Origin of the sequence: Pseudoalteromonas sp. SG41-1 (assembly GCF_014164575.1) — a bacterium.
Lineage (GTDB): Bacteria > Pseudomonadota > Gammaproteobacteria > Enterobacterales > Alteromonadaceae > Pseudoalteromonas > Pseudoalteromonas rhizosphaerae.
Genome location: NZ_JACJFL010000010.1, coordinates 67,008 through 88,878, shown reverse-complemented (window position 1 = coordinate 88,878; position 21,871 = coordinate 67,008). Strand labels below are relative to the sequence as shown.

Sequence of the window (21,871 nt, the reverse complement as noted above, 5' to 3'; positions counted from 1 at the left end):
TGCACCAGTTCAGCTAATATGTTAAAAAAATGCACCTGTATGGTGCATTTTTTATGCGGTTAATTTGTTTTTATTATGTAATTTGTTGTTTTTAAAACGTTAAAAATAGTGGCACAAAGGTTGGATTGTCTTAGCAAACAGGATAACAATAAGCGTCCGAAGGGGGCCACTATGAAAATGATTAGTGCAATAATAAAGCCATTTAAATTAGATGATGTGCGAGAAGCGCTAGCTGATTTAGGCATTGAGGGGATGACAGTTGTTGACGTCAAAGGTTTTGGTCGTCAACGAGGTCATACAGAGTTGTATCGCGGAGCTGAATACCAGGTTGATTTTATTCCTAAAATTAAACTGGAAATTGCTACTCGTACCGAAAATTGTCAACGGGTCGTTGAGACCATTACCAAAATTGCATCAACAGGCAAAATTGGCGACGGCAAAATTTTCGTTTACGACTTAGATCAAATTGTCCGTATCCGTACGGGTGAATTAGATGAAGAAGCAATTTAAGGGGGCTTTATGGAAAACACGATCGTAGAACTCAAGTTTTCGTTAGATACATTTTATTTTTTAATGTCGGGTATTTTAGTAATGTGGATGGCAGCAGGTTTTGCCATGCTCGAAGCGGGCTTAGTGCGTTCAAAAAATACCACTGAAATTTTAACTAAGAACGTGGCGCTCTATGCCATCGCATGTACCATGTTCTTACTAGTTGGCTACAACATTATGTATGTAGACAACGCTGAAGGTGGCTTAATTCCATCTCTAGGTGGGCTTATTGGCACCCAAGCCGCTGATGCTAATCATTCTTTAGAATCTGACTTTTTCTTTCAAGTCGTATTTGTTGCAACCGCTATGTCGATTGTATCGGGTGCGGTTGCTGAACGCATGAAGTTGTGGGCTTTTCTAGCCTTTGCGGTAGTGTTAACTGGTTTTATCTACCCAGTTGAAGGTTACTGGACATGGGGCGGCGGTTTCTTATCTGAAATGGGTTTTGTTGATTTTGCAGGCTCTGCCATTGTTCACGGCACAGGCGCTGCTGCAGCACTTGCCGGTGTATTAATGCTCGGCGCTCGCAAAGGAAAATATGGTAAAAATGGTGAAATTTATCCAATTCCAGGCTCTAACTTACCATTGGCTACATTAGGTACATTTATTTTATGGATGGGTTGGTTCGGCTTTAATGGTGGTTCACAATTACTTATCTCTGATGCTGAAAACGCGACTGCAGTAGGTAAAATATTGTTAAATACTAACGCTGCTGCGGCAACCGGTGCCATTGCTTCACTGTTTGTTTGTAAAGTGTTGTGGGGTAAAGCAGATTTAACTATGGTACTTAATGGTGCGCTTGCTGGCTTGGTTGTTATCACTGCTGATCCATTATCACCGTCACCTTTACTTGCTTGCTTACTGGGTATTTTAGGTGGTTCATTAGTGGTGTTTAGCATTGTAGCACTAGACAAAGTTAAAATTGATGACCCTGTAGGTGCTATTTCAGTGCACGGTGTGTGCGGTATCTTGGGTATTCTCTTAGTGCCAGTATCAAATACTGATGCAACCCTAGTGAACCAGTTAATTGGCTTAGTATGTATCTTAGGTTTTGTATTTATTGCTTCACTTATTGTGTGGACAATACTTAAGAAAACCATGGGTATCCGGGTAACAGAGGAAGAAGAACTAAACGGTATGGATCAACACGATTGTGGCATTGATGCTTACCCTGAGTTTGTTTCGGTACGTAGTAACTAATTAAAAGTAAAAAGTTTTAAAATCATTGTGTGTTCAATACAAAGCCCTAATTTAGATTAGGGCTTTTTTTGTACTTACGCAGAGGCTAAATTTTTTTAATTAAAGTTTATTAAAACAGCAAAAATCACAATAAGTAACTATGCTTAAAATTAGTCCAACTACAAATAAGGTTAAGCATGGATAACAAACTATTACTGATTATTTTGTCTATATTCTTACCACCTGTTGCTGTGTTTTTGAAAGCGGGTGTGGGTAAAGATTTGATTATTAATATTGTCTTGTGCTTTATATTTTTTATACCGGCAATGATCCACTCATTGTGGTTGTGTACACGCTAAAATTAAGCCACCGCAACTGAGGTTAAAAGATTTAATGCCCAAAGTTCGGGGCAAGTAGTTTCAGTCAAGGTTAATTTTGCAGGTGTAATATACCCAAACCACCTCAAGAAGCGAGTTTCAGTTGGAATTAAAAGCGATTTAGGTAAGGCATTGATTGCAAGTAATAGTGGTTCTATTGCTAAAATCAATAACGCAGTATAAATCGCATTTAAACCAACCCCTTGGGCGTTTCACAGGAACTTACTCTCAGCGTTGTTACTTCTTAAAAGGGATTACCATTCTTGCAAAGTAACGCCTTGATATTAAGCCCCTGTGAAACGCTGAATTCTGCATCTTGAGGTGGCTTGGGTATATAGCTATATGCTAAGCTCGCACCTGTAAATTTAACTCTGGAAATAAATAGCAACGTCAATGGCTGATAAAAAAGACTCCCGCTCCACTAAAACTCCATCAAAACGCCCGGCAAAGAAAGCACCAAGCACAGCGTCTAAGTCGGTGAAAAAAACTTCGACTAAAAATACGTCTGCAGCGAATATAAAAAAACGTGGAATTGGTCGCAAAGTCTGGTCTATTTTTTGGAAACTAAGCTTAGCTGGTATTGTTGCGATGGGCTTATATTTAATTTATCTAGATGCCAAAATTACGCGTCAATTTGAAGGCAATAAATGGCAATTACCAGCACAAGTTTATGCACGAGCAATGGGTTTTTACCCAGGACAATTCTTATCTAGCCAAGAAGTGGTGTGGGAGCTTGATAGGCTAAACTATTCATCGGTCAATCAGTTAAGTCGAACTGGTCAGTATGTAAAAGCGGGCGATAGTATTAAAATCTTCCGTCGTGAATTTGAATTTTATGATGGCTTAGAGCAAGCACAGGTTATTGAGTTACGCTTTGCAGGACAAAAACTCGCGAGTATTAAAGATAAGTTTGGCAGGCGTTTAAACAATGCTCGATTAGAGCCAGTACAAATTGCGCGCATAGGCAATGATTCAAAACAAGATCGAGAGTTTGTGCCGTTGGATAAATTCCCGCCGATGCTTACAGATACATTATTAGTGGTTGAAGATCAGAACTTTTATCAGCACCACGGTGTATCCGTGTTTTCGATTATGCGGGCTTTATACAGCAATATTAAAGCAGGGCGTACAGTTCAAGGCGGTAGTACGTTAACCCAGCAGCTGGCAAAAAATATTTATTTAACCCGTGATCGTACGCTGGTCCGTAAATTTAACGAAGCGTTGATCGCGTTAATTTTAGATTATCGCTATTCAAAAGATCAAATTTTAGAAGCTTATCTAAACGAAGTATACCTTGGTCAATCGTATAACCAAGGTGTGCATGGCATGGGCTTAGCTTCTGAGTTTTACTTCTCTAAGCCTGTTGATGAGCTTGAATTCGATCAAATTGCACTACTCGTTGCGATGGTGAAAGGCCCTTCATATTATAATCCACGCCGTTATCCTGAACGCACTATGGAACGTCGTGATTTAGTGCTACGTTTGATGGTTGATAATAAATTAATTGATACCCGCGAATACCGTGCTGCATTAAAGCGGCCAATTGATATTGCACCTATGAAAGACAGCTTGCCTAAATCGTATCCTGGTTATTTAGAGCTGGTTGATCGTGAGCTGAAAAAATTACTACCGGACCAAGAAGTACTCGATGCGGGCGTGCGTGTATTTACTTATTTTGATCTCCAAAAACAAGCGGCAATGGAAGAGGCAATTGAAAAAAGCCTACCTTACCTTGAAAAACGCGCCACGACAGAGCAGCTTGAAGCGGCGATGATCTCAGTGAATGTAGAGAAAGGCGGTATATCTGCTTTAGTTGCGGGACGCGATCCGCGCTTTTTAGGTTTTAACCGCGTACTTGATACTAAGCGCAACATAGGCTCGTTAGTTAAACCGGCTGTGTATTTAACAGCTTTGGGTTTACCGCACTATAACTTAGCTACTTTGTTAGATGACTCGCCAGTACAAGTGACTAATGAGCAAGGCAAAGTATGGCAACCAGAGAATTTTGATCATCAATATCGCGGTATGCTGCCACTATATAAAGCGTTTAGTCAAAGTATCAATATTCCTGCGGTCAACTTGGGACTTGATGTCGGGGTTGATAAAGTAGCGAACACACTCAATAAACTCGGCGCTAAAGAGCAAATATCACATTATCCATCATTACTGCTTGGTGCCGTTGAAATGTCGAGCTTTGAAGTTGCACAGCTTTATACCACGTTGGCGGCTGATGGCGAATACCGTCAATTAACATCTATTTCGGCATTAACCGACTCTGTTGGGCGTGTGCTTTATCAGCACCAAGTTAGTTCTGAACCGCGTTTTGATAAAGCCGCTGTTTATATGACTAAATACGCGATGAAGCGAGTCACAAAAGATGGCACTGCTAAACGTTTAAATGCCCATTTCCCATCAATTCAGCTGGCTGGTAAAACGGGCACCAGTAATGATCTACGTGATAGTTGGTATGCAGGGTTTGATCAAAATACAGTAACCGTTGCTTGGCTTGGTCGTGATGATAATAAAAGTACAGGCTTAACGGGTAGTGTTGGTGCATTAGAAACGTATATTCGTTATCTTAAGCCGCTCAACCCTGAGGCAATAGCAGATACTCGTCCGCCTTCAATTCGCTGGGCTTTTATTAATGAATTAACGGGTAAGCAAGCGCCACCGGGCTGCGGTAAAGTAATTCAACTGCCACTTAGAGCCAGTGAATTTGAGCCAAGGCCTAGCTGTCAGTAAAGTAATTACTGGAGCAGGTATTTATTTTAGACATAAAAAAAGCCCTTGCGGGCTTTTTTATGTTTAATAGTTTAAAGCTTAGCAAAAGCTCTTTTTGCTGCTGCAATTGTATCGGCAATTTCTTGCTCAGAGTGTTCAGAGCAAACAAAACCAGCTTCAAATGCTGATGGTGCTAAATACACGCCTTCTTCAAGCATCAAGTGAAAGAACTTTTTAAAGCGTTCTAAATCGCACTGAGTTGCTTGTTGGTAAGTGGTTACTTTCTCTTGTTCAGTAAAGAAGAAGCCATACATACCACCGGCATAGTTAGTTGTTAGGGCGATGCCTGCAGCTTTTGCTGCGGCTTCAAAACCTTCACAGATTGCTTTACTTTTTGCTTCAAGATCAGCATGTAGTCCTTCAACGCACAGTAACTCTAGCGATTTTAGACCCGCAGCCATAGCAATTGGGTTACCTGATAAAGTGCCTGCTTGGTAAACTGGGCCAACAGGAGCGATGTAATCCATGATCTCAGTTTTACCGCCGAACGCGCCTACTGGCATGCCGCCGCCAATCACTTTACCTAAACAGGTTAAGTCTGGAATGATGTTGTAATAGGCTTGTGCACCACCTAGGGCTACGCGAAAGCCGGTCATTACTTCATCAAAAATAAGCACTGATTTATATTCATCACATACTGCACGCAGGCCTTCTAAAAAGCCTGGTACTGGTGGAATACAGTTCATGTTACCAGCAACTGGCTCTACGATAATACAGGCGATTTCGTCAGCGTATTTGGCAAAAATAGCTTTTACTTCATCAAGGTTATTAAACGAAACAGTTAATGTATGCTTGGCAAAATCTTCAGGGATACCTGGCGAGTTTGGTACGCCCATAGTCAATGCGCCAGAACCCGCTTTCACTAATAATGAATCAGCATGTCCGTGGTAACAGCCTTCAAACTTTAAAATTTTATCGCGGCCAGTAAAGCCGCGAGCAAGGCGAATTGCACTCATGGTCGCTTCTGTGCCAGAACTTACCATACGAACTTTTTCGATTGATGGTACTAGCTCTTTTACTTTTTCAGCCATTAGAATTTCAGCTTCTGTTGGCGCACCGTAACTTAGGCCATTTTCTACCGCATCAAGCACTGCTTGTTTGATAGCTGGGTGATTATGACCCATGATCATCGGGCCCCATGAGCCAACATAATCAATATAACGGTTGCCGTCAGCATCAAATGTAAATGGGCCTTGGGCTTTGGTAATAAATAGCGGTGTGCCGCCAACGCCATTAAATGCACGTACTGGAGAGTTAACGCCACCGGGAATCGATTGTTGTGCGCGGGCAAATAAATCTTGGCTAATTGTCATAAAAAATCCTATTAGTTGTCACGTTAAAATTAACTATCGCGTTTACGGCTAAACCAAGGCACAGCAACTTCGTATTGCTCTACTTTATCGGCAACATCGAGTGTCAATGCAAACAGCGCCATGCGAATTAACACGCCATTTTGTACTTGGCGGAAAATAGCTAAATTGTCATTAAGGTTTAAATCGTTATCAAGCTCATTGGCTTCTATACGACTATCGCGTGGTAATGGGTGCATTAACACGGAGTTTGGTTTGCAGTGGGTGTTATAAATTGATTGGCTAATTCTAAAACCACCACGGTATTTATTGGCTTCTTCTTGCGATGGGAAGCGTTCTTCTTGGATACGGGTTTGATAGACGATATCGGCGGCTAAGTTACCTTCCATTTTATCGACGATTTCAATTTTATGGCCCGCATTATCGACGGCATCAAGAATATAGCTAGGCATTTGTAAGCCATCAGGTGCCACCATCGAAAATTTTATATCTTTATAATGACATAATAATTTTGATAATGAATGCACGGTACGACCGTATTTTAAATCACCAACAAGGGCGATATGCATACCATCTATTTTTTGATCGAAGCGATGTAGTTCACGCTCAATTGTCAATAAATCAAGTAATGCTTGAGTTGGGTGCTCGTTAGGGCCATCGCCACCATTGATCACCGGCACTGAGCAGCCAGTAGCAAATTCAGCCACTGAGCCTGCATCAGGATGGCGCATAGCGACCGCATCGGCGTAAGCTGAAATAACGCGCGCGGTATCGTATAAAGACTCGCCTTTGGCTAATGCAGAGCTTTGCATCCCCGTTGTTTCACGAACCAAACCACCTAATAAATTAAAGGCTGTACCAAAGCTTACGCGGGTACGGGTACTTGGCTCAAAGAATAAGTTTGCTAAGATTGCGCCTTCTAATACATTGGTGCGTTTTTGCTTTTTAGCATACGGCTCCATTTTTTTGGCTACTGCAAAAATACGTTCAATACAGTCGCGATCGAGCTGATTGACAGAAAGAATATTTTCACCTTGGAAACTTAACATGGGGGCTGTTCCTATCACATTCAAAAGGGGCGCGATTAACCATCTTCGATGGGCACGCAATCGCGCAATATTATACCCAAACCACCTCAAGAAGCGAGTTTCTGCATCTTGAAGTGGTTTGGTTATATAGCAAATTTTACAAGCTGGGTTTAGTTATAGCTAAAAATACGATGACTAATAGCACTAATACCGGTAGTTCGTTAAAAATACGATAAAAGCGGTGGCTGCGAGTATTACGGTCGTGTTTAAAATCCGCCAGTAATTTAAAACAATAGCCATGGTAAATGTATAGCACGATCACTAATACTAATTTGTAGTGCATCCACATGCTGTATTTAAACCAGTCGCGGCCATATTCAACAATTGTCAGCACGCCAAACACCGCCGTTAGTACTGCAAATGGCGTCACAAAATACAGTAACCGTCGCTCCATCACTTTGAGCATGGAGTTACAGGACTTTTCTTCGCTCATAGCGTGATAAACAAAGAGGCGGGGTAAGTAAAATATGCCAGCAAACCAGGCAATCATAAAAAATACATGTAAGGCTTTGTAGATCAGTAGCGCGCTCATAATGTTCTCTTATTGTTAGTTACAGTAAGCTATTACGTATGGTAAGAATGTGGCGGATCTGATCCCAGCGCATTATTCCCATAATTTGTTGATTATCGAGTAAGTTATAAATATACACAGCTCCGCTGCGCTTATCTTTTAATACATCAAACACATCGGCCAAAGTAGCTTGACTGCTGATCCCTTGCAAGCTGATGTAGTTGATCGAAATATTTTGATCTGACATTAAACTTAAATCATATTCTGCAAGGCGATAACCATTTTCAGGATCATAAACAATTAACGGGGTTTGGCTATCAACAGCATTTAAGGTGCTTTCTATTTGTTCTTTATCATCTGAATAGAGTAGTTTGAAGTTTTCATCCATCTCGTCCATTACTCCGACTTTTTGCAGTGCTTCGGTGGCAGGGGAGACATGATAGGCTAAACCTTGAAAGTCGAGCTGCTGTAAAAATATCGACCGATTGCCAAATACTTGTAATGCGGTGACGTATGCCGCTGAGATAACTAACATGGCCGGCACGATTATTTCAGGACTTGAGGTTAACTCCATTACCGTAGTTAAAGCAGCCAGTGGAGCATGTAAGGTGGCAGCTAATAAGCCTGCCATGCCTAAGACGCTATAAGTACCAGAGATATCAACGCCGGGACTAATAAATTGTGCAAAAAAGGCCATTAAAGTGCCCATCAGTACGCCTAAACCAATCACTGGGCCAATGATCCCGCCGGGAATACCCAAGCCAATGGCAAATAATGTCGCCAGTAATTTAGCAATTAAAATAGTGGTTAATAGTTGCACATCATCAGGGCTTTCTACGGCCAAAGTTATTGCACTCATACCAGAACCCATCGCTTGTGGCACCATATAAGCAATGCCGCCAGCAATCAGACCTGCCAGCAATAAACGTGGAAACATACTCAAAGGTTTGAAGGTACGAATGATCAACATTAGATTTTGGTTAAAAGCATAAGCAACCGCGCCCAAAGCCATACCAAACAGGATTAAAAATGGATAGTGCCAGCCACTTAATGCCGTCACTGTGATCAGTGCTAATTCTGATGCGTCACCAAATACAAACTGCGTCGCCAGTGCACCAGTGACTGCAGCGAGCATTATTGGCACAAATATATGTACTTTGTATTCCCTAAGCACCACTTCCATCACAAAAATAACAGCTGCAAGTGGTGTATTAAATGATGCGGCAATACCAGCTGCAACCCCGCAACCGCTGAGTGTCCGCATGGCGTTATGAGGCAAATGTAATTTATCGGCCAGCAAACTTGCACCGGTTGCGCCCATATGTACAGATGGCCCTTCACGGCCAACCGAGAAACCACTGATCAATGCCAGTGCACCACCGACAAATTGATTTACCGTGTTGTATAACGGCATTTGCCCGTAATGGCGTTTAATACGGTGAATAACAAAGGGAATACCTAATCGATAATGTTTAAAACCAGTCAAAGCAGCAAATAGCGCAATTAAAAAGGCAGCAATAATAGGCATTAAAACCCGCTCAAGAGGCGGTAAGGTAGTAAAATCGTCAGGATTTTCAAGGAACAAACCTTGGAAAAATAGAATAGTTAAGCGAAATAGAATGATCAAAAACGCCGCAATGAGTCCAGCACTTACGCCGAGTAAGCACAATTGCACCGATGTTTTTGGCTTTGCCAAGCGACGCCTAAGCGTTTCAAGCCACATGCATATTTCCTCGCCACCTATTTCAGCGGGCAGTTTATCAAAAGTGTGACAGTAAGTCCTTTTGATTTTAGAATTATCTACACATAACCAAGGATTTACTCTTGGTTAAATTAGTGGGCCGAGTGATGACTAGAGGCCCGATATTAGTAATGAAAGAAAATATTTTACAGGTCATATTAAAAGTAAAAGTTAGGTCGCAGCTCTATCGATCAGTTATAGCTGCACCGCCATCTTCCTAGCAAAACTTCTTATTAGCTTAATTTAGGTTTATCAATTGTACTTAAGCAATTTTTTAAATTGATTAGATTAACTAGGTTGTTTATTATTTAGGTACTTTTATTTTAGCTAATGTAATCTTAGAGTCTACATTTTGTTACATACTCAGCATCTTGATACGTTTTTTTAGGTATCAAAGAATATAATGGATGGGTGATTAATCAATAAGGAAGTCGGCGTAAATGTATTCACCGCTCAAACACCTACTAGTCGTTATTTTATTATTTTGTTTTTCGTCTTTTAGTTATGCCGCAGACTTAACAAGAGAGATTGGTTTAAATATCGATAAAAGCAGTGAGCCTGAAAATTTTTTTGAAGTCGGTTTAGGACTAAATGCTTTTAATCGTTCAATTATTAATGTTGATGATAAAGAAGATCTTGATATCGGTATCACACTCATCGGAAGTTATAATTGGCATAACTTTTTTGTCGATTTTGCCAACCAAGCGCCTGATTCACTTGTTTTTGGCTACACCGCATACAATAGAGAAAACTGGTCATTCGATGTTATTTTAACAGGACCAGGCTCAGGGTTAAGAAAAAAAGAAAACCAAGTTAATTTTGAAAGTATAGAAGAGCGGGATGTGAACACTATGATCGGAGGTCGATTAACGGGCTACATTGGTGAAAATGTTGTGCAATTGACTCTTAAACAAGGTTTAACGAGCAGAAATGGCGGTGCTGTAGCCTCTGCTCTCATTGGTCGCAACTGGCAAATAAGAAATTTGAACTTTCATAGCATTTTCGCGCTGTCGTTTCGCCAAGCCAAGCTTAATGACTATTATTATGGCGTTTCAGAAGAAGAAGCTGCAAGGACTAATTTTGCAGCATATGACGGCAAATCCTCCCTCAATTTTGATTCATCAATAGGCTTAACTTATCCTATTTCAGAAAACGTATTGCTGCGTGCAGAAGTTTTCTTTGGTTCGGAATTCGGTTACAACGAAAGCCCGCTATTTAGTAAGCAACAAGACTTTTATACTGGTATAAGTTCAAGCATTAGTTATGTATTTTAAGTGGATAAACAATGACGCTAACTAATCAAACAAGCTTACAGAGTAAACTTATTATTTACTTGGGCTTATTTTTTCTGTTTCAGTTGGCAATGAGTAGTGCATACGCAGCGAACCATTCGCGCAAAGAAAACGAATTACTTGTTACACCTAAGCGTTGTGTTGCACTGCGAAAAGGGCAAACGTGTTATCAGCAGGTTACTTTTAAATGGCATCAAGAAGAGCTTGGCGATTATTGCTTAGTCGAGCTGTCTGAGTTGCGTAACGTAGAATGTTGGACGCAAGTCAACAATGCTGAATTCAGTTTTGATTTTCAATCAGATTCAACTCGTCACTACGCGCTTCGAAAAAGTAAACAGAATAACAATATCGTTACGGTTATTATTACAGTGTCATGGGTATTTGAATCCTCTAAACGGCCTAAATCAAGGTGGAAGTTATTTTGATCGAACAGATAAATCCTCAGCATATAATGTTAGTTGAAGACGATATGTCTTTGGCCGAATGGTTTAGTGATTACTTAACTGAACATGGTTATTTGGTTACTTTAGTTAATCGGGGGGATATGGCGGTTGAATTAATCAAAAGCGATATTCCAGAACTTGTTGTGTTAGATATTATGTTGCCTGTAAAAGATGGTTTTGATGTATGCAAAGAAGTACGTAACTTTTATCATGGGCCTATTTTAATGATGACTGCCCGTGATGATGAAATGGACGAAGTTTTGGGGTTAGAATTAGGGGCTGATGATTATGTAACAAAACCGGTGAAACCACGGGTATTGCTATCTCGAATTAAAGCTTTGTTACGACGCTTAAAAACCCATCATAACACTGCAAATCTAACCGAAAATCATATACAAATTGGTAAGTTGAGTATTGATGCTAATTCTCGTGCTACTAGGCTACACGATCAGCCTGTTGCAATTTCATCTAACGAATTTGATTTACTTTGGTATCTAGCGCAATCTGCAGGTCAAGTTGTTAGCCGTGCGGAGTTGTTTAATCAACTCAGTGGTATTGATTATGACGGGTTTGATCGCCGTGTTGATATTATTGTATCTAGATTAAGAAAAAAGCTTGGTGATGATGCTAATAACCCATGCAGGATCAAAACTGTGTGGGGTAAAGGGTATTTATTTGTAGCAGACGCTTGGTCCTAATGTGAAGAAGCTGATCGTCTCATTAGTCGTCGTAATACTCTCTGCAATTATATTTTTAGGCTGGGGTTTAGATAGTTTTTTTAACGAGTATCAGCATAAAAAAAACACGGATGAATTTAGCCCTTATAGGCAAATAATTAACTCATTAGCAAATACGCTTGAAGAAACGGGTAATCTTGCACAATTTGTAAGCGCCTGGCAACAGCAAAACCAGCAACAACTAACACTAACGCCCATATCTGAATTTCCTTTACCTATTAGTTTGCGAGATAGTTTCAGTCAGGGCCATCCTCTGGTTCTTGAATCTGCTGAGTTGATCACCGTAAATAAGCTATTACAAACTCAGCAACAAGTATTGACGCTCAGTATCCCACAGCAAGGCAAGCAACAAGATAATCTCGCGCTACAAATTATTTTAACAACCATATTTTATTTGGGGGTTTTACTGTGTGCCTTTATTTGGCTTGGCCCTTTAATTAAACGATTACAGCTACTAAGAAATACGGCAAAACGCTTTGGTGAAGGTGATTTCTCTGCTCGTATTAATATTTCAAATTCGTCTTATATAATTGATATTGAAAATGAGTTTAATTTTATGGCGGAGCAGATAAATACTCTAATTAAGGATAACAAATTATTAAGTAACGCGGTGTCACATGATTTACGAACTCCATTAGCTCGATTACGCTTTGGTATTGAAGCCCTTGGCGAGACGAATAACCCAAAAAACAAAGAAAAGTATGTCCGTCATTTGAGTCGAGATATTCAAGAAATGGAAAATCTCGTTGCCGTTTTACTTAATTACGCCAGTTTAGAGCAGAAAATGATTAAAGTTAAACGCATGCCTCTAAACTTAAATGCTTTGATAAAATCAGCAGTGTGTAACCTTACTTCAAGTGATGCTTGTTCGGTTGCAATGGATATAGCCAAATTAGCCAAGGAAAATATAATCATTGATGGTGATGAGAATTATTTAGCAATGTTAATTAATAATCTACTTTCAAATGCACAGCAATATGCAGCTAAGCACGTGCGGATAACAACACAGCAAACATGTAATAGTGTGAGCATGTGTATTGAAGACGATGGCCCAGGCATTTCAAAAGAAATGCGCGAACACGTATTTAAACCGTTTACCAGAGGTGAAAGCGACACCGTTCAACAAGGTTATGGAATGGGGTTAGCTATTGTTGTTAGAGTTGCCGCATGGCATGGTGGCAAAGTGTCTATTAGTCAATCAGAAGTGTTAGGTGGAGCTAAGTTTAAGGTGGTTTTTAAGCGAGCATCACACTGATTAGACTTAAAAACTCATCGCTGCTAAGTACTGAACTTGAGCTTTCGATAATAAATCTATCATCAGCAGCTATTTTCAACGCTAACTGCGTTGAATTTATTTACAATAGGCGAGCTATTTACGCGTAAACTCGCCTTGTTTTCCCTGAAAACTTCCGGCTGTAGAATAAAAACATTCATTTTAAATCAATTTATTAGCAAGTATCTTAACCAAAGTTCAGGTTATTTAATTCACATAAGGCGTTCCCTTTCTTAAAGTTTCATCATTTTGGCATACTTTGCAAAGAAGATGTTGTATCAGAGTGTCGTAATCAAAGTTAATTATTCCTCATAAATTACCGCAACAAATTTGTACATAAAGCTACATTCTAAAAGTTTTGAACGCACATCCGTACACGTCACAACATCTTCATACAGCTCTGATTTTTTCATCAGGTTAAGCTATTTCCTAACAATGGAATGGGCTAAAAACAAGATGCAAAAAATTACATTTACTTATTTATTATCAAAGTTTTATTCACTAAATGAAACCATGGGGAAAGCTAAAGAGCAACGTATTATCTCTCCTTTTACTTTATTACTCAGCTGCTCAGTATTTATCGTTTTAATGGCAAATACAGTGTTCTTTGACAAACTCAACGCTTTATATTCTTGGCAAGAAAACTTGAGTTTTATTATCTCGTTAAGTTTGTTGCTTTTGAGTCTTATTCTTTTCGTGATGTTTGTTCTTAATATTTTACTACCCACCAAAGTCGTGGTGTTTGTGATGCTATTGATTGCTGCAATGGTTGATTATTATGGCGTTGTATTAGGGGTGCTGATTGACAAAACGATGATCCAAAATGTTGCTGAAACCAACCTCGCTGAAGCACAAGAAATAATTAATTTAGGATTGTTCAGTCGAGTTATATTTATGGCTATTTTACCCGCGGCTTTATTGTTATTTATACAAGTGAAAAATATCACTTGGTTACAACGACTGCGTCAACAGGCTATCAGTATTACCATGATTATGGTGTTGATCCCCATACTTATCGCGCCGTTTAGTGCGCAATACACCAGTTTTTTTCGTCTACATAAAGAGCTTCGTTATTACACTAATCCTTTATATCCAATTTACTCGGTATTCGATTATTTAGCAGAACAAACCGCATCACTAAACTCGAAACAGTTTATCAACCTCACGACACAGATAACTAAAAGTAGCAGCACGCGAAAACCTAAATTAATGATTTTAGTGGTCGGTGAAGCAGTAAGGGCTGACCACCTCAGTTTAAATGGTTATTCACGCGACACTACGCCAAATATGTCAAAGCAAGCGGGACTCATTAATTTTAGCCAAGTGAGTTCCTGCGGTACGTCAACAGCAGTGTCTGTGCCTTGTATGTTTTCATTTTTTGGTCGTGATGATTTTACTGTGAGCAAAGCTAAGTATACTCAAAACGTTCTTGATGTACTCGCTGCAAGTTTAGTGAGAGTAAGCTGGCGTGACAACAACTCTAGCTCAAAGGGTGTTGCCGATAGGCTGATGTATCAAAGCTATCGCAGTTCAGAGGTTAATACAGTATGTGATGTGGAATGCCGTGACGTTGGCATGTTGGTTAATTTACAGCAATACGTTGATCAACACACCCAAGACACCGTTATTGTTTTACATCAAATGGGTAATCACGGGCCTGCTTATTTTAAACGTTACCCGAACGAGTTTGAGTTTTTTACACCTGCTTGCCAATCAGCAGAGTTATCAGAGTGCAGTCAGCACGAAATAATTAATGCATATGACAATGCAATCCGCTATACAGATTATTTTTTGGCTGAAGTGATCAAGCTTCTGCAAGCCAATTCTGTGCAATATAACACCGCTATGCTGTATGTCAGTGATCATGGTGAGTCACTTGGTGAAAACGGGCTGTATTTACATGGTATGCCTTATGCTTTTGCGCCCGATGCACAAACACATGTCCCTATTATTTCTTGGTTTTCAGCTCCTTATATTGATATTGAAAAAACTAAAGCACATCAGGATGACGCTTATTCACATGACACCATTGCGAATACTCTACTGACCTTTTTTGAAGTTAATACCAACATTGCTGATGAGTTTAAAGTAACCCCGCCTCTTTTTTATCTAAAGCCGAAGGGGGACGATAAATGAACACTATAAAATTGTCTCAACAGTTGCACCATAGTGAGTTTAATATAGGTAGTGAGCTAAGATCTCGATTTAAAAAGCTAATCAATCAAGGAATTAAAGCCAGCTTTATAGCGTTTTTTATTAATAGCTTTACTGTAAGTGGTCAGGAAGTTGAGTGCGCGTCAAAAGCTGATAGTGAAGAGTCTGTTACGATAGATAAGCTCACACTTATTAGCCATCCTGTATTTGATGAGAGTCAACCAGACAGGTTATATCTGCACAGTTTAGCTAACTGGTTACATATTAATACCCAACAGCATGTTGTGGAAAAGCTACTTCCTTTTGCTCAGGCTGACGTTATTTCTAGAGCGCAGTTTGCTGAGACTGAGCGCATACTTAATCAGTATTCGTTTTTGCGTAAAAGTCGAGTTAGCTTGATTGAGGATTGCGAGAGTCAGCAAGAAAATGAGCTTAAAGTTGAAACGTGGGATACTTGGTCACTAGTACCTTATATTAGTTTTGGTCGTCGTGCCGGCAATAATAAATATGCTTTTGGTTTTAAAGAAGATAATTTCTTAGGCTTAGGGGTTCATGCAGGTGTGCAATATAAAAAAGACCACCTGCGATCAGGCTATCAAGTTGCTTTTAGTATGCCGCTTAGTTTTCCTAAACAATCAACTGTTGAACTTGAATTTGCTGATAATGATGATGGACAAAAAACCTACCTTGCTTATTCAAAGCCCTTTTATCAGCAATCATCTAAGCAGCAACATTTGGCGTCAATACTCAAAGAAAATCGTCGTGACAGTATTTATCAAAATGGTGAGCTTGCATGGCAATTCTCTCATGAAGTTGAGCAGTCTACTTTAGCTTTCGGGCATTTAATAACTCAGCATCAATTAGGAGCGGTGCGAATGCATTTAGGGATCAACAAAGAGTTACATCGTTTTACAAGTTTGGATAGCGCGATATTAGCCGAATTACCTTCAGATAGAAGGTTCACCTTCCCTTGGATAGGTTTGGAATATAGCCAAGCAGATTATCAGATTTTCTCTAACATTCGCTTTATCGATCATCGTGAGGATATTAATTTAGGCTGGCAGTTAATAAGCAAAATAGGTGTAGATATTAGCTCATTAAATACTGATGAAAGCCAAGGTGTTCACCTTGAAAATATTTTATCCAAAGGTATGCAATGGCAAAACACGCTAATGCTGTTTTCTACAAATTACAAAGCTTATTGGCAGAGGGAGCAACCTGATCACCAACAAGTAGCAGCAGAGTTTGAATTGTATCAATACCTAACACCTCGTTGGGCCGGTTACTTTAAAGCGCAATGGCAAGCAGAAAAAAATCAATATCTTGATATACCGCTTGCTTTAGGTGGAGACACCGGAGTTCGTGGTTATGCAGAGCAATATCAACATGGTGAGCATTTATGGTCAGCAAGCGCCGAGCTGCGTTATAACCCCCATTGGGAGTTATATCAGTTGGTGAATGTTGCATGGGCAGCATTTGTCGATAGCGGTAAGGCGTGGGGGCAAACACCAGCAATTAATAGTAATGATACAACCTTACAGAGTATCGGTATTGGTGCAAGGTTGTTTTCATCTCATTCAAGTGAAGGCAATGTCGTTCATATGGATATTATTAAACCTCTTACGATGGGCCCTAATGTTGATAGTTGGCAGTGGCGGGTGCAAGTAAAACAAAGTCTTTAAATTCATTTTAACTATAATTAGGAATAACGATGAAAAACGTAATCAGTAGTGTAAATAAGCCTAATGGTAAAGGGATCAATCGAATTATTAAAGCCACACATTGCTCTTATAAGGGGTTTATAGCTGCATGGCAATATGAATCAGCATTTAGGCAGGAGTTTGTAATGGCTATAATATTACTACCATTTGCTATCATCTTGTCATCTTCGATAAGTCATTTGTTTTTATTGATCAGTAGCTTAGTGTTCATTTTATTTGCCGAAATAATCAACTCGGCTGTTGAAGCGCTTGCTGATGCAGTTACGCTAGATCACAATATACTCATTGGTCGAGCGAAAGACCTTGGCTCAGCAGCAGTATTTATATCGTTAAGTATATTTACTACCGTATGGGGCTATGCCATCTATAGCTACCCATTTTGATACCAAAAAAGTATTAAAGTAGTAAATTAAAACCGCGCTTTTTCTGCTGATTGTGCTCGTTGCCATTATTCTGTTGTCAGGCTTAATTGGTATGAGATTTTAAATGTGCATATAGCGTCAAAGCTTAGTAAGTAAACGCTATACTTGATTAAAACACTCGGGTATTAGATAATCAAAACAATGTAGGTATAGAGGGTTATGGTATGTCAGAAGAATTACCCATTAAGTTCAGCGATGCAGCTGCTGTTCGCGTTAAACAGTTAATCGACGAAGAAGAAAATCCAGATCTAAAACTGCGTGTTTATGTAACAGGCGGAGGTTGTTCAGGTTTCCAATATGGTTTTACTTTTGATGAAAAAGCAAACCCAGGCGATTTAGAAATTGTAAAAAATGGCGTAACCTTAGTGGTTGACCCAATGAGTATTCAATATTTAGTTGATGGTGAGGTGGATTACACCGAAGGACTTGAAGGCGCACGCTTTTTTGTTTCCAATCCCAATGCAACTACCACCTGCGGGTGTGGCGCTAGTTTCAGCGTTTAAAGCAATTGATTAAAGCCGCAGCTAGCGGCTTTTTTATTACCTAAGACATCTTATTATCTAAAATTACTGCGTAGCTATTATTTCATTAAATGAAACCGATTTCGTAATGATTTTTAACGCGGGCAAAAAGTAGCTGAACAGCTTACTGAAGTATTCCCCACTCAATAATCCTCCTTAAAAACAAGGTCTAGATCCGCGTAGCAAGATTAAAATACTTACGTGAGTTCATACAATTATTCAGAGTTAATACTTCTAGATTATTGTCATTAATAGATGCTGTTGCTGGTGGCCTGAGCTTTGTACCTTATGTGGCTTTATCCGTTATTTCTTGTTTATAGATGCTAATTGAACGTCAAATTGGCTTGCTTTAGGCTAAGTCACTCATTTATGTAGGGTGAGTGACTTGGAGCATTAGAATAAAAAAACCTAACACTATTGCAGAAAACGCTAAAATATATATAAAGCCTTTCTTACCTTGTTTGATCGGAACGCCATTTGCTTTAAGAAAAAAATACCAAACTAAGCAGAGGATAATGGGTAGTAAAAACAATAATCTGAACATAAACGCTTGCTCCTAACAATAAAGGGACAGTTAATAATGTAACTATTTAATTTATAAGTCAAAAATAATTAATCATAAAAAAGGTTTATTTAAATTAATTATTTGTTACATTAAAAAGGAACTAATTATAGAACGCGCGTTTTGTTGTGACTTTAACAATAAAGCTGCTCATCTATAATAGCTGATTCCTTAAATGGGGACTCAGCTGAAATTAGTTATTTCACATGAGTCTGAATAGTATATAATGTATCCAAGAGTGAGACGGGCAAATTTCACTCTTAATTAATTAACTTTAAATCATCTAGTAGGAGATGTTTTTTATGATGGGTAAAACAGTTTCTTCTGAAGAAAACTCAAAACTAACCAAGTGGCTTAAAACTAAGCGTCACGAGAAAGGTCACACAATGCGAAGCCTTGCTCAAGTACTTGGTACACCACATTCATTTATTGGCAAAATTGAAAACCAAGAGCGCCGTTTAGACGTAATTGAATTTTTACGTTATTGTGATGCATTAGAAGTCGACCCGTATGAAGGTTTAGGCTTATTAAAAGAAGACTAATATTTAGTTTCTTTTTGTAAGCGCAGGGAAGCGCTCTCATTGATGTGAAATGATTTCTTTCCCTTATTAATTCCTACCGTGATAACTATTTTCTAATTCATACAATTTATGCCGAATAAGATATAAGAATATGAGTGATGGTATTACCATCAGGGCAGTCAAAATAAAAAATAACGACCAATTTCCACCTAACCAATCATCAATCACCACACCGCTATAACTTGAAAGTAAGGTTCGTCCTAAATTTCCCAATGACGCTAATAAAGCATAATGTGTTGCGCTAAAAGCGCGATCACATAGCATAGATATAAATGCTACCATAGCAACTAATGACCATGCTTGAGTAAAGCCATCGACGACAATTGCCATTGCGTACAAGTGTTCTTGCGGGCCTGCGAGAGCGATCCAAGAAAACATTAAGTTAGAAGCAGCCATTGCCACACCGCTAATAAACAAACCTTTAACGATGCCGTACTTGTGATTAAAAATACTGCCTAAAAATGCGAACACAATGGTGATAAGCCCCGTGCCGAGCTTTGAATAGTTTGCTATTTGAGTGTTTGAAAAGCCGACTTCTTTATAAAACACAATCGACATACGGGCCAGAAATGCTTCACCAATTTTAAATAAAAAGATAAAAGCGAGCAGCGCAAGTGCAGTCTTCACGCCATTACGCGCGAAGAATGTTTTAAAAGGATCAAGTACAGTAACAGCCAACCATGCCGCAACTTTAGTTAATTGTGTTTGCTTACCAAGCGCCAGTTTTTGCCGATAAATACGTTCTAGTTCTGCATGTACAACTTCGCGGTTAGATTCAGGTTCTTTTGCCCAAAATACACAACTCATAAGTAATAACATCACAATAGCTAAAAAGTAATACACTTGTGGCCAGTCAATGCTTGGCATATCTGCCATATAAAACGGAATAGCACCTAGCAGAGCATAACCGCTCCACCAACCAGAAGTAGCCATTGCTGCTGCTGCGGTTGCTTTATGGCTCTCGTTTTCACTGAGGGTATCGATACGAAAAGCATCAATAGCAATATCTTGAGTCGCTGAGGCGATAGCAATTAATAAGCATAACGCAGCTGCGATGGCTAAATGCGCGGTGATATCTAATCCTGCCAGTAAAATAACTCCTAGCAAAATAAAGCATTGGCAAAATAGTATCCAACTACGGCGCTGGCCTAGCCAGTTATATAGCAACGGCAGTTTTATTCTATCGACTAAGGGTGACCATAAAAAATTAATGCTGTAAGCACCAAATACAATGCCAAATAAGCCAATCATGCTGCGACTGAGGCCTTCATCTTTTAGCCACGCAGACATCACGGAGCCTATGAGGACCCAAGGAAAACCGCTGCTCATACCAAAAATAAACACATTTATAAGTCGTTTATCTTTAAAGTACGAAAAATATTCTGATACCGACAAGCTTTTAGTCATAACGCCTTCATTGGCAATAGCGGTTTGGCCGCTATTTTTATTGTTATAGTGGGGTTGGCTCTAATACAGTTATATTTAAAATAACAACCGGGGTTTTTGGTACAAAGTCATAACCAATTTTTTCATTAAATCCCGTTTCAACTTGCATGATTTTATCAAGCGTTTCGTAGCCTTCCATTACCATACCGAACACGGCAAAGCCCCAGTCTTTACCTGGGTTTAGGTGGTCGTTATTGTCCATGTTAAAGAAAAACTGACGAGTACCAGAATGAGGTTGACGATCTTGATAGGCCATGGCGATACTGTACATATCGTTTTTTGAACCGTTACCGCTTTCATTAAAGATAGGTTCGCCTTCATAAACCCCGTCATATTCTTTATCGTAGCCACCGCCTTGAATGACAAAGTCTCGGTCGTTTTCTACATCACGTTCAACACGATGAAATACGGTGCCTTTATAGCTGCCATCCATCACATAAGTTAAAAAATTATTGACGGTGATAGGGGCTTTTGAGCGATCCATCTCGACTATGATTTTCCCCATTGTGGTAGTTATTTCAACTCGTGGGAACATATTGTTTTTTTGCACAAAGCGTCCTTCGGTCGCTGCCATTGCGGTTTGGCTAAGTTGCACTAATATAAATAATAAAAATAGACGTTTCATGGTTAACCTTCTAAAAATGCGAGTAATTCAGGGTCTGATACCATGCGGGTAATTAACTGCTCAGTCAACTTATTGAGTTGTCCTTCAATTTTTGCTCTATCGTGACCTAGTGGTCCTTCAAGGCTTGCATTACCACGGTAAATTTTACTGAAGTTACTATCGCTGCGAATAACACGCACACCTAATTCAATCTTTGCATTGCTGGTATGCGACATCATTTTTTCAGTTACTACGGCTTGCAGTGTATGAATATCAACTTCAAAACGAGTGGTCGCAAGATTTGAAATGCTTGCACCGTTTCGGCTAAGAGCGCTATCAAGGGCACTTTTAATTGATTCAGTAAGGCCTTGGCTGGCAATTGTTTGGGTTTTGTCTGAGGTTATTAATTTTAATGTTGCTGGGTCACCTCTAAGATCAATAACACTGGTACTTAAACTTTGATTAATTGAGCTTAATTTGCCACCTTGATAGAGCGGATTTAAGATCAATTGATTAGGCTGACTACTGCAAGCCGACAGTGATAATAAAGCACAACAAGGTAAAACATATTTCATCATA

Annotated in this window: 20 protein-coding genes; 13 read left to right on the top strand and 7 right to left on the bottom strand. The window is 39.4% G+C overall.

Features of this window, described 5'->3' with window-relative positions; translation table 11 throughout:
* Nucleotides 1-171 precede the first annotated feature (171 nt).
* The 4 genes from H5203_RS08790 (at nucleotide 172) to mrcB (ending at nucleotide 4,847) form a co-directional block, all read left to right on the top strand.
* A complete protein-coding gene (locus tag H5203_RS08790) occupies nucleotides 172-510 on the top strand; it encodes a P-II family nitrogen regulator (RefSeq protein WP_016708666.1) in 339 nt (112 codons plus the stop codon).
* A 9-nt stretch (nucleotides 511-519) separates the two neighbouring features.
* Complete coding sequence (locus tag H5203_RS08785; RefSeq protein ID WP_145241280.1) at nucleotides 520-1,749, top strand: ammonium transporter; 1,230 nt, start codon at nucleotides 520-522, stop codon at nucleotides 1,747-1,749.
* 176 nt (nucleotides 1,750-1,925) lie between these two features.
* Nucleotides 1,926-2,087 carry a YqaE/Pmp3 family membrane protein gene (locus H5203_RS08780; protein WP_145241282.1) on the top strand — a complete coding sequence of 54 codons (162 nt, stop codon included), beginning with the start codon at nucleotides 1,926-1,928 and terminating at the stop codon, nucleotides 2,085-2,087.
* Nucleotides 2,088-2,498: 411 nt separating this feature from the next.
* Nucleotides 2,499-4,847 (top strand): penicillin-binding protein 1B, encoded by a 2,349-nt coding sequence (mrcB, locus tag H5203_RS08775; protein ID WP_145241284.1) that lies wholly within the window; start codon nucleotides 2,499-2,501, stop codon nucleotides 4,845-4,847.
* Between the two features lie 71 nt (nucleotides 4,848-4,918).
* On the opposite strand, the gene hemL is transcribed toward mrcB, so the two are convergent.
* The 4 genes from hemL to H5203_RS08755 all read right to left on the bottom strand — a co-directional run bounded on the left by hemL (nucleotide 4,919) and on the right by H5203_RS08755 (nucleotide 9,518).
* Nucleotides 4,919-6,199, bottom strand: a complete 1,281-nt coding sequence (gene hemL, locus H5203_RS08770; protein WP_149982051.1) for a glutamate-1-semialdehyde 2,1-aminomutase — start codon at nucleotides 6,197-6,199, stop codon at nucleotides 4,919-4,921.
* Between the two features lie 29 nt (nucleotides 6,200-6,228).
* Nucleotides 6,229-7,245, bottom strand: a complete 1,017-nt coding sequence (locus H5203_RS08765) for an aspartate carbamoyltransferase (protein WP_145241288.1) — start codon at nucleotides 7,243-7,245, stop codon at nucleotides 6,229-6,231.
* 136 nt (nucleotides 7,246-7,381) lie between these two features.
* Nucleotides 7,382-7,816 carry a CopD family protein gene (locus H5203_RS08760; protein ID WP_145241290.1) on the bottom strand — a complete coding sequence of 145 codons (435 nt, stop codon included), beginning with the start codon at nucleotides 7,814-7,816 and terminating at the stop codon, nucleotides 7,382-7,384.
* Between the two features lie 19 nt (nucleotides 7,817-7,835).
* The gene (locus tag H5203_RS08755) at nucleotides 7,836-9,518 is read right to left on the bottom strand and encodes a chloride channel protein (RefSeq protein WP_145241292.1); all 1,683 of its coding nucleotides are present in this window, start codon (nucleotides 9,516-9,518) and stop codon (nucleotides 7,836-7,838) included.
* A 458-nt stretch (nucleotides 9,519-9,976) separates the two neighbouring features.
* On the opposite strand from H5203_RS08755, the gene H5203_RS08750 reads away from it, so the two are divergent.
* The 9 genes from H5203_RS08750 (at nucleotide 9,977) to H5203_RS08710 (ending at nucleotide 19,203) form a co-directional block, all read left to right on the top strand.
* Nucleotides 9,977-10,810, top strand: coding sequence for a MipA/OmpV family protein (locus H5203_RS08750; RefSeq protein ID WP_182819603.1), 834 nt, complete (start codon nucleotides 9,977-9,979; stop codon nucleotides 10,808-10,810).
* A gap of 11 nt (nucleotides 10,811-10,821) precedes the next feature.
* Complete coding sequence (locus H5203_RS08745; RefSeq protein ID WP_259401926.1) at nucleotides 10,822-11,253, top strand: DUF3019 domain-containing protein; 432 nt, start codon at nucleotides 10,822-10,824, stop codon at nucleotides 11,251-11,253.
* Between the two features lie 26 nt (nucleotides 11,254-11,279).
* Nucleotides 11,280-11,969 (top strand): winged helix-turn-helix domain-containing protein, encoded by a 690-nt coding sequence (locus tag H5203_RS08740; RefSeq protein ID WP_182734726.1) that lies wholly within the window; start codon nucleotides 11,280-11,282, stop codon nucleotides 11,967-11,969.
* A gap of 1 nt (nucleotide 11,970) precedes the next feature.
* The gene (locus H5203_RS08735; RefSeq protein WP_182819602.1) at nucleotides 11,971-13,263 is read left to right on the top strand and encodes an ATP-binding protein; all 1,293 of its coding nucleotides are present in this window, start codon (nucleotides 11,971-11,973) and stop codon (nucleotides 13,261-13,263) included.
* Nucleotides 13,264-13,737: 474 nt separating this feature from the next.
* Nucleotides 13,738-15,417: a phosphoethanolamine transferase gene (locus H5203_RS08730; protein WP_182819601.1), complete on the top strand. Its 1,680-nt coding sequence runs from the start codon at nucleotides 13,738-13,740 to the stop codon at nucleotides 15,415-15,417.
* Complete coding sequence (locus H5203_RS08725; RefSeq protein ID WP_182819600.1) at nucleotides 15,414-17,117, top strand: ShlB/FhaC/HecB family hemolysin secretion/activation protein; 1,704 nt, start codon at nucleotides 15,414-15,416, stop codon at nucleotides 17,115-17,117. The genes H5203_RS08730 and H5203_RS08725 overlap by 4 nt, the downstream gene beginning before the upstream one ends.
* Nucleotides 17,118-17,146: 29 nt before the next feature.
* On the top strand, nucleotides 17,147-17,539 hold the full coding sequence (locus tag H5203_RS08720; protein ID WP_145241304.1) for a diacylglycerol kinase: 393 nt from the start codon (nucleotides 17,147-17,149) through the stop codon (nucleotides 17,537-17,539).
* 203 nt (nucleotides 17,540-17,742) lie between these two features.
* The gene (gene erpA / locus H5203_RS08715) at nucleotides 17,743-18,081 is read left to right on the top strand and encodes an iron-sulfur cluster insertion protein ErpA (RefSeq protein ID WP_058560150.1); all 339 of its coding nucleotides are present in this window, start codon (nucleotides 17,743-17,745) and stop codon (nucleotides 18,079-18,081) included.
* 882 nt (nucleotides 18,082-18,963) lie between these two features.
* The gene (locus H5203_RS08710) at nucleotides 18,964-19,203 is read left to right on the top strand and encodes a helix-turn-helix domain-containing protein (protein ID WP_016708680.1); all 240 of its coding nucleotides are present in this window, start codon (nucleotides 18,964-18,966) and stop codon (nucleotides 19,201-19,203) included.
* Nucleotides 19,204-19,269: 66 nt separating this feature from the next.
* On the opposite strand, the gene H5203_RS08705 is transcribed toward H5203_RS08710, so the two are convergent.
* Genes H5203_RS08705 through H5203_RS08695 form a run of 3 tightly spaced genes read right to left on the bottom strand, consistent with a single transcriptional unit; the run spans nucleotide 19,270 to nucleotide 21,870 of the window.
* Nucleotides 19,270-20,649, bottom strand: a complete 1,380-nt coding sequence (locus H5203_RS08705) for an AmpG family muropeptide MFS transporter (protein ID WP_145241306.1) — start codon at nucleotides 20,647-20,649, stop codon at nucleotides 19,270-19,272.
* A gap of 43 nt (nucleotides 20,650-20,692) precedes the next feature.
* Nucleotides 20,693-21,313: a peptidylprolyl isomerase gene (locus H5203_RS08700; protein WP_145241308.1), complete on the bottom strand. Its 621-nt coding sequence runs from the start codon at nucleotides 21,311-21,313 to the stop codon at nucleotides 20,693-20,695.
* A gap of 2 nt (nucleotides 21,314-21,315) precedes the next feature.
* Nucleotides 21,316-21,870: a YajG family lipoprotein gene (locus H5203_RS08695; RefSeq protein ID WP_182731490.1), complete on the bottom strand. Its 555-nt coding sequence runs from the start codon at nucleotides 21,868-21,870 to the stop codon at nucleotides 21,316-21,318.
* Between the last annotated feature and the right edge of the window lies 1 nt (nucleotide 21,871).